At 61.0% G+C, this 11,678-nt stretch carries 12 protein-coding genes; 8 read left to right on the top strand and 4 right to left on the bottom strand.

Translation table 11 applies throughout. The features are described 5' to 3' along the window. Positions 1-9 precede the first annotated feature (9 nt). The 5 genes from KKQ10_RS18510 to KKQ10_RS18490 all read left to right on the top strand — a co-directional run bounded on the left by KKQ10_RS18510 (position 10) and on the right by KKQ10_RS18490 (position 6,364). Positions 10-747, top strand: coding sequence for a 3-oxoacyl-ACP reductase family protein (locus KKQ10_RS18510; RefSeq protein WP_215501918.1), 738 nt, complete (start codon positions 10-12; stop codon positions 745-747). After that, a complete protein-coding gene (locus KKQ10_RS18505; RefSeq protein ID WP_215501917.1) occupies positions 744-1,508 on the top strand; it encodes an SDR family NAD(P)-dependent oxidoreductase in 765 nt (254 codons plus the stop codon). The genes KKQ10_RS18510 and KKQ10_RS18505 overlap by 4 nt, the downstream gene beginning before the upstream one ends. Positions 1,509-1,510: 2 nt before the next feature. Continuing rightward, positions 1,511-2,806 carry a DUF1302 family protein gene (locus KKQ10_RS18500; RefSeq protein WP_127650148.1) on the top strand — a complete coding sequence of 432 codons (1,296 nt, stop codon included), beginning with the start codon at positions 1,511-1,513 and terminating at the stop codon, positions 2,804-2,806. A 72-nt stretch (positions 2,807-2,878) separates the two neighbouring features. Continuing rightward, on the top strand, positions 2,879-3,715 hold the full coding sequence (locus KKQ10_RS18495; protein WP_215501916.1) for an outer membrane lipoprotein-sorting protein: 837 nt from the start codon (positions 2,879-2,881) through the stop codon (positions 3,713-3,715). 33 nt (positions 3,716-3,748) lie between these two features. Further along, positions 3,749-6,364 (top strand): efflux RND transporter permease subunit, encoded by a 2,616-nt coding sequence (locus tag KKQ10_RS18490; RefSeq protein WP_215501915.1) that lies wholly within the window; start codon positions 3,749-3,751, stop codon positions 6,362-6,364. Between the two features lie 69 nt (positions 6,365-6,433). Here KKQ10_RS18490 and KKQ10_RS18485 read toward each other — a convergent pair whose 3' ends face one another. The 3 genes from KKQ10_RS18485 to KKQ10_RS18475 form a co-directional block, all read right to left on the bottom strand. After that, the gene (locus KKQ10_RS18485) at positions 6,434-6,844 is read right to left on the bottom strand and encodes a MerR family transcriptional regulator (RefSeq protein WP_215501914.1); all 411 of its coding nucleotides are present in this window, start codon (positions 6,842-6,844) and stop codon (positions 6,434-6,436) included. 200 nt (positions 6,845-7,044) lie between these two features. After that, positions 7,045-7,620: an NAD(P)H-dependent oxidoreductase gene (locus KKQ10_RS18480; RefSeq protein WP_127650140.1), complete on the bottom strand. Its 576-nt coding sequence runs from the start codon at positions 7,618-7,620 to the stop codon at positions 7,045-7,047. A gap of 55 nt (positions 7,621-7,675) precedes the next feature. Beyond that, positions 7,676-8,557 (bottom strand): LysR family transcriptional regulator, encoded by an 882-nt coding sequence (locus KKQ10_RS18475; RefSeq protein WP_215501913.1) that lies wholly within the window; start codon positions 8,555-8,557, stop codon positions 7,676-7,678. A gap of 214 nt (positions 8,558-8,771) precedes the next feature. Here KKQ10_RS18475 and KKQ10_RS18470 point away from each other — a divergent pair, with 214 nt between their 5' ends. Then, positions 8,772-9,536 (top strand): sulfite exporter TauE/SafE family protein, encoded by a 765-nt coding sequence (locus KKQ10_RS18470; RefSeq protein WP_215501912.1) that lies wholly within the window; start codon positions 8,772-8,774, stop codon positions 9,534-9,536. Here the strand turns inward: KKQ10_RS18470 and KKQ10_RS18465 are convergent. Then, positions 9,526-9,840: a putative quinol monooxygenase gene (locus tag KKQ10_RS18465; RefSeq protein WP_215501911.1), complete on the bottom strand. Its 315-nt coding sequence runs from the start codon at positions 9,838-9,840 to the stop codon at positions 9,526-9,528. The genes KKQ10_RS18470 and KKQ10_RS18465 overlap by 11 nt on opposite strands. Before the next feature lie 182 nt (positions 9,841-10,022). Between KKQ10_RS18465 and mdaB the strand changes: the two genes are divergently transcribed. Together mdaB and KKQ10_RS18455 are read left to right on the top strand one after the other, a co-directional pair. Next, positions 10,023-10,613 (top strand): NADPH:quinone oxidoreductase MdaB, encoded by a 591-nt coding sequence (gene mdaB, locus KKQ10_RS18460; RefSeq protein ID WP_215501910.1) that lies wholly within the window; start codon positions 10,023-10,025, stop codon positions 10,611-10,613. Between the two features lie 125 nt (positions 10,614-10,738). Then, positions 10,739-11,650 (top strand): LysR substrate-binding domain-containing protein, encoded by a 912-nt coding sequence (locus tag KKQ10_RS18455; RefSeq protein ID WP_215501909.1) that lies wholly within the window; start codon positions 10,739-10,741, stop codon positions 11,648-11,650. Positions 11,651-11,678: the final 28 nt, after the last annotated feature.

The raw sequence follows: 11,678 nt of genomic DNA, 5'->3' as shown, positions 1-11,678 counted from the left end.
GGAACGGTCATGCCGAACAAAGTAGCAGTAGTGACCGGCGGCAGCCGTGGCATCGGCCGGGCCATTGTCCTGGCGCTGGCAGGAGCCGGTTATCACATCGCGTTCAGTTATGTGCGCGATGAAGTGGCCGCGATGGCCTTGCGGGATGAGGTGCAGGCATCGGGTGTGGATTGTCTGGCGCTGCAATGCGATATCAGCAGCGGCGACAGCATCCAGTCGTTCTTCGGGCGGGTCGAGGCGCATTTCCAGCGTGTCGATCTGCTGGTCAACAACGCCGGCATTACCCGTGACGGCTTGCTGGCGACGATGCCCGCCCGTGACATTGTGGACGTGATCCAGACCAACCTGGTCGGCACCTTGCTCTGCTGTCAGCAAGTGCTGCCGGGCATGTTGCGCCAGCGCAGTGGCTGCATCGTCAATATCAGTTCGGTGGCGGCGCAAAAGCCCGGCAAGGGCCAGAGCAACTACGCTGCGGCCAAGGGTGGTGTCGAGGCCATGACCCGCGCGCTGGCGGTCGAGCTGGCGCCGCGCAACATCCGGGTCAATGCGGTGGCACCGGGGATCGTCAAGACCGAGATGAGCACCGCGCTGATCGGTAGCCAGGAGGAGCAAATCCAGTCGCGGCTGCTGATCAAGCGTTATGCCGAACCGCAGGAGATTGCCGAAGCGGTGTTGTACCTCGCCGACCGTGGCCTGTACCTGACCGGGGAGGTCCTGCCGGTGAACGGCGGGTTGAAAATGCCATGAGCCGCACCATTCTGATTACCGGTGCGGCCAAGGGCATCGGCCGTGCCGTCGCCGAGGACTTCGCGGCCAATGGCGACAATCACCTGATCCTGCTGGACCTCGACTTGCCGCAACTGCAGACCTGGGTGGATGAGCAGCAGGAGCGGATCAAGGCGCGGGTCGAGACCCATGCGGCGAACATCGCCGACCTGCCGGCCATGGAAGCGTTTTTCAAGCAACTCGGCACCCAGGTCCGGCAGGTCGACGTGCTGGTCAACAGCGCCGGTATCTGCAACGAAAACGAGCCTGAGGATCTGCATAACTGGCACAAGGTGATTTCGGTCAACCTCAACGGTACGTTCTACGTCACCTCGTTGTGCCTGGCGCTGATGCCGGATCGCGGGCGGATCATCAACATGTCCTCGATCCTCGGCCGTGCCGGCAAGGTGCGCAATACCGCGTACTGCGCGTCCAAGCACGGCATCGTCGGCATGACCAAGGCCCTGGCGCTGGACCTGGCGTCGCGGCAGATCACGGTCAACGCGATTCTGCCAGCGTGGATCGATACGCCGATGCTGCAGGGCGAACTGGCGACGCAAGCGGCGATTGCCGGGCTGACCCAGGAACAGATCGTGCGCAACGCGAAGAGAAAACTGCCGATGCGCCGCTTCATCCAGAGCGAAGAAGTGGCCGCGATGGTGCGTTATCTGGCCAGTCCTGAAGCGGGAGGGGTCACGGCCCAGAGCCTGGTGATCGATGGCGGCGTCGGGTTGGGAATGTAGCGATGCCAGGATCTATCAACCGCATCGCGTGGACGGTGTGGGCATGCGTGGCCGCTCCGGCGGCCTTCGCGGCCCTGGAAGTCGACGACCTCAAGCCCGATTACGCCGACGCCGAAATCGGCGTGGCCACGGCCCTGCGCCTGCACGGTGACGATCAGGTCACGCAGAAGGCCATGTATTTCAAAGCCAATCTGGAGGACAACTGGGACGGCGGCTATTACAAGGCCAAGGGCCGTGTGCGTTATGACGCGCGCTACGACGGCAACAATCCGTACAGCGAACGGGCCCGGGAAAAGTATCGCTTCGACGCCGATTGGCGGCATCTGTATGTCGGCCATTCGCTGGGCGACGGTGAAGTGACGGTCGGCTGGCAACAGGTGGTCTGGGGGCGCGCGGATGAATTGCGCGTGCTCGATCAGATCAACCCGCTGGACTACCGCGACGGTCTGACCCCGCTGCTCGAAGACAGCCGCATCGCCGTGCCGATGGTGCGCGTGGCGCAGCCCGTGGGCGAGTGGGAGCTGGAGGCGCTGTGGATCACTGACTTCGTCAAGAACCGGCCGCCAGTGGCGGGTAGCGAATTCGCCGCGCCGTTGTTTGCGGCACCGGATGCCGAGTATTTCCTGCTTGATTCCAAACCCGGTTATGACGGCGACAAGGGTTATTCCTACGGCCTGAGCGCCAATGGCCGGATCGGTGCGGTGGACACCAGTTTCGTGGCGCTGAGCGCGCGCCAGCAGGACCCGGTGTACGCCGTCGAAGGCCTGGCCGATGACGGCCGCACGCGCCTCGAACGGCAGTTCCCGCGTTACACCATGGGCGGTGCGGGGCTGGCGATCGATGCCGGGCACAGCATCGTGGTGCGCAGCGAAGTCGCCTGGTTCGATAACTGGCGCGTGACCAATCCGACCCGCGCCTACGGGGCCGACAGCACCTCAATGGTCAAATCACTGCTGGGGGTCGACTACCTGTGGCGTGACTGGCTGATCTCCGCGCAATGGCAGGAGCAGGTGTTGCTCGACTGGCAGGACGGGATGTTGCAGGACAAGCGCGAGCCGCTGTTCACCCTGTCGGCCGAGGGCACCCATTTACAAGACCGGCTCAAGAGCCGACTGGTGGCGGCCGCCTCGCCGCCGCTCAAGGACAACGCGTTGTTGCAGGGCATCTTCACCTACAAACCGGTGGACTACATCAAGCTCGGGCTGGAAGTGGACGTGTTCTTCGGCAAGCCCGACAGGACCTTCGGCGCGTACAGCAAGCGCGATCAAGTGCGGCTGTCCGCCGGCTATCTGTTTTAACCCGTGACACCTGCCTGCCGCCGGTGGCGCAGGCGCCAATAAATGTACTTATCCGACGAAAAGGGAATTCCAATGTTGCCGCTTTTGAAAAGTCTGACCGCCACCGCGTTGATCCTCAGTGGCGTCTGCGCCAGCGCTGCCGATGGCAGCAATGCCGATGAAATCATTCGTCAGGTGCGCGAACGCAATGACGGTAAAAGCTTTATGTCCCAGGTCTCGCTGATTCTCCACGACAAGAAGGGCAATACCCGTGTTCGTGAGTTCACCTACCTGCAGAAGGACTACCCGGACAGCGACAAATTCAGCATGTATTTCTCCGCGCCCACCGACGTGCGCGATGTCGCGTTCCACATCGAAAACCCCCACGAGACTCTGGGCCTGGAAGACAGCCAGTGGATGTACCTGCCGGTCAGCCGCCAGACGCGCCGCATCTCCACCACCGACAAGCGCGGTTCGTTCATGGGCAGCGAGTATTCCTATGCCGACCTGGACAAGATCCGGGTCAAGGATTACTCGCAGAAACTCGTTGGCGAGGAGCAGATCAAGGGCCGCGACTGCTACGTGATCGAGCGCGAACCGGCATCCCCCGAAGTGCTGGCCAAGACCGGCTACAACAAACTCAAGGTGTGGATCGACAAGCAGAATTTCCTGGTCATGCGTCAGGACTTCTTCGACGTCAAAGGCGTGCTGATCAAGCAGATGCGTACGCAGAAGGTCGAGACCATCGACACGATCGACAGCATCGTGCTCAGTGAAACCGAGCACTTCATCGACGGCACCCGCTCGGAAATGCGCTTCAACCAGCTGCAGTACAACGTCCCGCTGGAAGACCGACTGTTTACCCAGACCGCGATCAAGCGCGGCCTGAAAACCGGTGACCTGCCGGAATTTTCCGTGTCCGCCCGCTAAGCGCCGCTCCCGACGACCCTGGAACACATGATCATGGAAAGATATCTGAATTTCGTCGAGCGCTATGCGCGGGCGATTGTTTTCCTGCTGGTGGCGATTACCGCGTATTTCACCTATACGCTGGGCGCGCTGGTTTCGGACACCAACCCTTATCTGCTCAAGGAAAGCCATCCGGCGCGCAAGACCATCATCGATTTGCAGGGTGAATTCACCGGTACGTTCGACTCGGTGATGGTGGCGCTGAACAATCCGCAGACGGTGTTCAACAAACAGACGCTCAACGCGCTGTTTTCGATGTCGCAGTCGGTGCGCAAGATGATTCTGGCCAACGATGCCGACAAGGAGCAGCTGGCGCAAATCGTCGCCAGGTACCCGAACGACAGCCGCGCGCAGTTGTTGACCCGGGACATCCTCGAGGACGGCTTTTCCCAGAACGATTACGCCCAGGCCAAGGCCTTGCGTGACCATGCGCAGAGCCAGAACTGGGATGCCCATGATCAGCTGTTCCTGACCTTCCTCGCCGAGCGGATCAACCCGATCCGCGAAATGGCCTCGATGGGGGATCTGGAAAATATCGTCCTGACCGACGACGGCGAGTTGTTGATCCACAAGACCCTCAATGCCTACGACATGGACCCGGCCGTGGTCGAGTCGCAGATCATGGGCAACGAGCTGATGGTCGACGGGGTGGTATCCAAGGACAAGAAAGTCGCGATGCTGGTGGCCGAGCTCGGCACCAAGCAGGACGACGCCCAGGCGCAACTGCGTGCTTATCAGATCGTGCGTGGCATCGTCGCGCAGTACCAGGCCGAGCATCCCGAGTACAAGGACGATATTTTCATTGCCGGCATGCCGATCTTCATCGCCGCCCAGCAGGAAATCATCGACCATGACCTGGCGGTGCTGTTTCCGATCGTGTTTCTGCTGATCACCCTGCTGCTGATGTTCTTCTTCCGCAAGCCGCTGGGCGTGCTGTTGCCGCTGTTCAATATCCTGTTCTGCACCATCTGGACGTTGGGGCTGATGGCGCTGTTGCGGGTGCCGTTCGATCTGCTGACCAGCGTGCTGCCGGTGTTTCTGTTCACCATCTGCTGCTCGGACGCCATCCATGTGATGGCCGAATATTACGAGCAGAAAAACGCCGGCAAGAGCAACCGTGAGGCCAATCGCGAAACCCAGCGCCTGATGGTGGTGCCGGTGGTGTTGACGACGGTGACGACCATCGCCACGTTCATGATTTCCACCACCAACAACATCGTCAGCATCCGCAACTTCGGCGTGTTCATGTCCATCGGCCTGACGGCGGCACTGATCATTTCACTGCTGCTGATTCCGGCGTGGATTTCCATCTGGGGCAAGGATCAGGCGCCGCAGGCCAAGGTCGAGGCCCACAAGGAATCGATCATCTCGCGTTATCTGGTGGCGTTTTGCGCCTGGATGATCCGCTTTCGCAAGCCGATTCTCATGCTCATGCTGCCCTTGCTGGCGCTGGCCACGGTGTTCACCTTCCGCGTCGATATCGAAGACTCGGGCATCGCCTACTTCAAGCCTGAGAGCCACATTCGCGTATCCGATCAATTCATCAACCACGCGAAGGTCGCGGGCACGGCGCCGGGCTGGATCGCGATCGACAGCAAGGAACCGCGCGGGGTGCTGACCACCGAAGTGGTGCAGTTCATCGACAAGCTCGACCACTTCATCAAGCAGCAGCCGCACGTGAGTTACGGCTACTCGCTGGCCACCTACGTCAAGCGCATGAACCTGGTGCTCAACGACATGAACCCTGACTACCTGCGCGTTCCCAACGCCATGGAAAAGGTGACATCCGTCAATGACGACGGGCAGGTCGAACGTTTTGAAGTACCGGGCAATTCACTGATCGAGCAGCACGTGATGCTGTTCGAAAACGGTGGCGGCTCGGACCTGAACAACGTGCTCAACGCCGACTTCTCCAAGGCCTTGACCCTGTACACCATGACCTCGTCGGTCGCCAGTGACTATCAAGGCATGCTCGATCGCCTCGACGCCTGGCTGCTGGTGAACAAACCGGCCAACCTGGAAGTGACCCACGCCGGCACCCCGTTGATCTGGACCGGCGTACTGCAGGAAATCACCCAGGGCCAGGTATTGAGCTTTTCCCTGGCGCTGCTGGTCGTCACGCTGATGATGATGTACTGGCTCAAGTCGGTGCGGCTCGGCATCCTCGGCATGTTGACCCTGCTGACCACGTCGGTAACGGTCTACGGCTTCATGTTCCTGTTCAATATCGAACTGAACATCGGCACGACGCTGGTGACGTTCCTGGTGGTGGGCGTGGTCGATTACGCGGTGCACCTGCTGTCGCGCATCAAGCTGCTGGTGCAGCAGGGCATCGAAATCGATGCGGCGATCCTGCAGGCCATGCACAGCGTCGGCCGCTCGACGGTGATCAACGTGGTGATCTTTTCCGTGGGCTTCATGGCGCTGCTGTTTTCCGACTTCAAGCCGATTGTCGACCTGGGGGCGCTGGTGGCGATGGCACTGTTCTCCAGCGGCGTCATGACCATTGTCCTGGTGACGCTGGTGTCGCCGTGGTTCTTTGCGGCGATTGCGCCGGTTGCCCGACCTGCTCAAGCGCAACCAGAGGTCGGCGAGGCAGTGCCGGGCTGAGTGCCGATAAGCCGGGTCCGCCTGCCCTGATACGACAGGCGAACCGGGTCAGGCGTCGCAACAGGGTTTTCAGTTCAGCGTAGCGCCCGGGGTTTTTTCCCCTTGCCGGGCGATGCGCTCGAACTGGCATTCCTGTCGCGCTTCGTGAAGATTGGTTTCAAACGCTTCAAGACCATCGTACAACTGCTGCAAATCGCCGATCTGGGCCACCAGCTCGGCTTTTTTCTGGGCGATGGCATGCTGGGCCATGTCCCAGGGGAATTCGTCGCCGCGGTAGTTGTTGAGGATGACCTGCAGCTCCTTGAGCTTGAAACCCAATTGCTGGGCGCACTTGATGAACGTCAGCACTTCGACGCTTTCCTGACTGTAGATCCGGTATTTGCCTTCGCGCTTGGGCTGCGGCAGCAGGCCGATTTCCTCGTAATGGCGAATGCTTTTGACTGTGGTGCCCGACAGCTGGGCGGCTTTGCCGATATACATAAAGATCCGTCTCGATGATCAAACAGGGCGTAGCGGGACCAGGTTTGAAGCCTGATCGGCGGGCGATTATAGGGTGAATAGCATCGGCAGGTTGCAACTGCGCGTAAATGATGCGCACAGCTGACGGACGGGGTCGGCAAGAGCCCGCGAAAGGGACTGACGGCGGCGGCTGCGCCGTCAGGTGAACAGGTGCGCCAGCGTCAGAAAGCGGCGCTGGCCCGGGCCTGCTCCAGCCAGGTGTCGCGCTGGTTGGGCTTGGAGCCGATCATGGGGCCGAACGTCAGGGTCTTGATCGGCTTGATCCCACAGAATTCCAGCGTGGTCTTGCGCACCTGGTGCAGCCCCGGCATGCCGTAGACCCATTTGTAGTACCAGTACGGCGTGTCCATGGTCACCAGCAGATGCGCCGTGCGGCCCTTGAGCAGTTTGTCCGGGAAGGCTTTGCCCTCGCGGTACTTGAAGGCAAATCCGGGCAGGAAGATGCGGTCCAGGAAGCCCTTCATCAGGGCCGGAATCCCGCCCCACCAGATCGGATAAACGAAAGTCAGGTGTTCGGCCCAGGTGATGTCGGCCTGCGCCTGCAGCAGATCCGGCTCCAGCGGCTGAACCTTGTTGTAGCCCTCGTGCAAGACCGGGTCGAAGTCCAATGCGTCCAGACGCATCAGGCGCACGTCATGCCCGGCGTCTTTGGCCGCCTGGACGTAAGTATCGCTCAATGCTCCGCAAAAACTGTCGTTGGAGGGGTGACCCAGAATCACGAGCATTCGTTTGCTCATCGTGTGTACTCCTGAAAAGAAGCTCACAGCATAGAGTCTGCCCCTAGCGGTAGAGTCAAGGCGCCAACGCATTCAGCAGGGCCTGCGCATAGGCCGGCAGGTGCGCGAAATCGCGTGCACACAGATGCAGCGTGCGGTTGGCCCAGGCGTCGTTCAGCGGCACACAGGTAAACGCGTCCGTCGAAGGCCAGCGCTCAACCGCGACCCTGGGCACGATCGCCAGACCCACCCCGCGCGTAACCATGCGCATGAGGCCATCGAAGCCGTCAGCGCGAATGCGGATGGCCATGCGCTGGCCGACATGCAGCGCCTGTTCTTCCAGATGAATCGCCAGCGCACTGTCGGTGCCCAGGGTCACGTAGTCATGGCTCAGGGTTTCGGCGAAGCTCAGCGAGGGTTTCGCGGCCAGCGGATGGCCGCGCGGCGCGATCAGCACCAGCGGATCGGCGCGAAAGGCCAGGGTCTGCAAATCGCGGGTATCGACCGCATCGGAGACGATCCCCAGGTCCGCCGCGCCTTGCCGCAGGGCATGGGTGATGCGGGCGCTGGGTAACTCCTGCAGATCGATGTCAAGGTTGGGATGGTCGCGCAGAAAGTCTGCGAGCACCTCCGGCAGGTATTCGGTGATGGCCGTGGTGTTGCACAACAGGCGTACCTGACCTTTGACGCCTTTGGCATAGTCGGCCAGATCCTGCTGCAGGCGTTCGGCCTGTTGCAGGAGGATCCGCGCGTGGCGGGCCAGCGCCTTGCCGGCCGGTGTCGGGGTTACGCCACGGCGCCCGCGCTGCAGGAAATCAGTGCCCAGCGAGGCTTCCATGGCGCGGATGCGGGCGCTGGCGGCGGCGAGCGAGAGATGGCTGCGGGCGGCGCCGGCGGTGATGTTGCCGCTGTCGAGGATGTGCAGGTAGAGGCGCAGGTCGTTGAGGTCGAAGTGCATGGGCAGCCTGTGGTTTTTGTAGTGTCTGGACAGACCTCTTCGCGAGCAGGCTCGCTTCCACATTGGATTGGCGGCGAGCACGAAACTTGTAGGAGTGAGCCTGTTCGCGATGGGGCCAGTCGCCTCAATGAATTATTAAGCCTCTTGCATTGGCAGAGGCACCCTCAGTATATGGCAGATTTTCAACCCACCACCCAAGGCGCACAGTAGCGCCATGAACACACTCGCAGATTTCTACCAAAACCTCGGCCTGGCCTTGTCCTTGCTGGTCCTCGTCACGTTCGTCCTGGCCGGCCTGATCAAAGGTGTGATCGGCCTCGGCCTGCCCACGGTTGCCATGGGGCTGCTCGGTCTGGCTATGGCGCCGTCGCAGGCTGCGGCACTGCTGATCGTTCCGGCAACGCTGACCAATGTCTGGCAACTGGCATTCGGCGGGCATTTGAGAGGATTGATCAAACGCCTGTGGCCGATGCTGCTGATGATCTTTCTCGGCACCGGTATTGGCACCTTGTCGATCGGCATGGCGGGCGGACATTGGGTGGTGCGCGGGCTGGGCGCGGCGTTGCTGCTGTATGCGTTGAGCGGGTTGTTGCTGCCGACGCTGCAGGTCAGCCCTCGGCATGAACCGTGGCTCGGTCCGGTGTGCGGAGTGATCACCGGCGTGATCACTTCGGCCACCGGGGTGTTCGTGATCCCGGCGGTGCCGTATCTGCAAGCGCTGGGCTTGAACCGCGATCAGTTGGTGCAGGCGCTGGGCCTGTCGTTCACGGTCTCGACCCTGGCGCTGGCCGCTGGGTTGTTGTGGCGCGGTGCGCTGGGCGGTGGCGAGCTGAGTGCCTCGCTGCTGGCGCTGATCCCGGCATTGCTGGGCATGTGGTTCGGCCAATGGCTGCGCCAGCGGATCAGTGCCGTGCTGTTCAAGCGCGTGTTTTTTCTCGGACTGGGCGCGCTCGGCGCCCATCTGCTGATCAGCGGTTAGCCGACGACGCGCTGAGCATGTCGATCCGACGGATATCGAAATCGCGCTCCAGGTACGCCATGCGGTTGTCGAAAAACTCGCGCATGTGCGGCAGGTTCGAGTGCACGTCCAGGTGCGCCTGGCTTTCCCAGATCTCGTAGAAGATGAACAGCGTCGGGTCCTGCTTGTCGCGCAGCATGTGGTACTCGATGCAGCCGGGTTCGGCGCGGCTCGGCTCGACATAGGCGCGAAACAGCGCTTCGAAGGCCTCGGCCTTTTCCGGGCGGGTCTTGGCGTGCAGGATGAAACCGTGGCGTTCACTCATCAAAACAACTCCTCAAATGCAGATGGCCGAGAATGCTATTGCAACAATCGGCATTCGATTCGTGCTTTTTGATCAAATGTATTTTGCGCCGACGCGGCTTATTCCGCGCGAGATGGGTGGTTAACCTGCCGCCATTCGTTTTCCCATCTTTCTCCAGCCCAATGGCTGCGCGAGGCGTTCTCATGAAAAAAGTGTTGTTGCTCAATGGCGGCAAGAAATTCGCCCACTCCGACGGTCGTTACAACGCCACCCTGCACGAAACCGCGCTGAGCGTGCTCGATCGCGGCGGCCTGGATGTCAAAACCACCTTCATCGACGAGGGCTACGACGTTGCTGAAGAAGTCGCCAAATTCCTCTGGGCCGACGTGATCATCTATCAGATGCCGGGCTGGTGGATGGGCGCGCCGTGGACCGTCAAAAAGTACCTCGACGAAGTCTTCACCGAAGGCCACGGCAGCCTCTATGCCAGCGATGGTCGTACCCGTTCCGACGCGTCGCAGAAGTACGGCAGCGGCGGCCTGATTCAGGGCAAGCAATACATGCTGTCGCTGACCTGGAACGCACCGCAGCAAGCCTTTGATGACCCGACCGACTTCTTCGAAGCCAAGGGGGTCGACGCGGTATATTTTCCGTTTCACAAGGCCAACGAGTTCCTCGGCATGAGCGGTTTGCCGACGTTCCTCTGTGTGGATGTGATGAAACGTCCGAACATCGAGGCTGATGTGGCGCGTTATGAGCAGCATTTGACTGAGGTGTTTGGTCTGAAGGCCTGAGTGGTTTCGGGCTACTATCGGTGGTAACAGCAAAAGATCGCAGCCTTCGGCAGCTCCTACAGGAACCCCTTTCCATGTAGGAGCTGCCGAAGGCTGCGATCTTGGCGATGTCAAAGAGGATACCCGTGAAAGCCAGATCCGATGAGTTGCAGATTTTCGTCTGCGTGATCGAGTGCGGTTCGATTTCCGCCGCCGCCGAGCAGGTCGGGCAGACGCCGTCGGCGGTCAGCCGTACGTTGTCGCGGCTGGAAGCCAAGCTCGACACCACACTGATCAACCGCACCACGCGGCGCATGGACCTGACCGAGGAGGGCAAGTACTTCTTCGAGCAGGCCAAGCTGATCCTCGATCAGATGGATGCGCTCGAAGAGCGTCTGTCCTCTCGCCAGCAAACTCCGTCTGGACGCCTGCGAATCAACGCCGCATCGCCCTTCATGCTGCACGCCATCGTGCCCTACATCGACGAGTTTCGCGGGCTGTACCCGGACATCCAGCTCGAACTCAACAGCAACGACCTGATCATTGACCTGCTGGAACAAAGCACCGACGTCGCCATCCGCATCGGCACCCTTGCCGACTCCACGTTGCATGCGCGCTCGCTGGGTTGCAGTCCGCTGCTGATCGTCGCCAGTCCGGCGTATCTGGAGAAGCGCGGTGCACCGCAGCAAGTCGCCGACTTGAGCGAACACACCTTGCTCGGTTTCACCCACAACGAAGGCCTCAACCAATGGCCGCTGCGTTACGTGCATGGCGACCGCTGGCCGATCTCCCCGGCGATCAGCGCCTCCAGCGGCGAGACCGTGCGCCATCTGGCGCTGGAAGGGCAGGGCATTGCCTGCCTGTCGCACTTCATGACCATCGACGACATTCGCGCCGGGCGCCTCAAGGTGCTGCTGGCGGAGTTCAACAGCGGTTATCGCCAGCCGATCAACGCCGTGTACTACCGTAACTCGCAACTGGCGCTGCGTATTCAATGCTTCCTCGACTTTATCCAGAGCAAACTCGCGGCCTACGCCAGCGCCGACTTCAAAGGTTGATTCGTGACCCCTGCGCAAGAGTGAATTG

This window comes from Pseudomonas sp. MG-9 (assembly GCF_018729515.1).
GTDB lineage: Bacteria > Pseudomonadota > Gammaproteobacteria > Pseudomonadales > Pseudomonadaceae > Aquipseudomonas > Aquipseudomonas serboccidentalis.
The sequence above is the reverse complement of the archived record's forward strand: the minus strand, read 5'-3'. Positions and strand labels throughout refer to the sequence as shown.

What these genes read in the sequence shown, in the direction of transcription:
- KKQ10_RS18500 (WP_127650148.1), top strand. Translation starts at nt 1,511, where the DNA reads ATGCCAGGATCTATCAACCGCATCGCGTGGACGGTGTGGGCATGCGTG.
- KKQ10_RS18480 (WP_127650140.1), bottom strand. Translation starts at nt 7,620, where the DNA reads ATGAGCAAACGAATGCTCGTGATTCTGGGTCACCCCTCCAACGACAGT.
- KKQ10_RS18490 (WP_215501915.1), top strand. Translation starts at nt 3,749, where the DNA reads ATGGAAAGATATCTGAATTTCGTCGAGCGCTATGCGCGGGCGATTGTT.
- KKQ10_RS18485 (WP_215501914.1), bottom strand. Translation starts at nt 6,844, where the DNA reads ATGTATATCGGCAAAGCCGCCCAGCTGTCGGGCACCACAGTCAAAAGC.
- KKQ10_RS18470 (WP_215501912.1), top strand. Translation starts at nt 8,772, where the DNA reads ATGAACACACTCGCAGATTTCTACCAAAACCTCGGCCTGGCCTTGTCC.
- KKQ10_RS18505 (WP_215501917.1), top strand. Translation starts at nt 744, where the DNA reads ATGAGCCGCACCATTCTGATTACCGGTGCGGCCAAGGGCATCGGCCGT.
- KKQ10_RS18465 (WP_215501911.1), bottom strand. Translation starts at nt 9,840, where the DNA reads ATGAGTGAACGCCACGGTTTCATCCTGCACGCCAAGACCCGCCCGGAA.
- KKQ10_RS18510 (WP_215501918.1), top strand. Translation starts at nt 10, where the DNA reads ATGCCGAACAAAGTAGCAGTAGTGACCGGCGGCAGCCGTGGCATCGGC.
- mdaB (WP_215501910.1), top strand. Translation starts at nt 10,023, where the DNA reads ATGAAAAAAGTGTTGTTGCTCAATGGCGGCAAGAAATTCGCCCACTCC.
- KKQ10_RS18475 (WP_215501913.1), bottom strand. Translation starts at nt 8,557, where the DNA reads ATGCACTTCGACCTCAACGACCTGCGCCTCTACCTGCACATCCTCGAC.
- KKQ10_RS18495 (WP_215501916.1), top strand. Translation starts at nt 2,879, where the DNA reads ATGTTGCCGCTTTTGAAAAGTCTGACCGCCACCGCGTTGATCCTCAGT.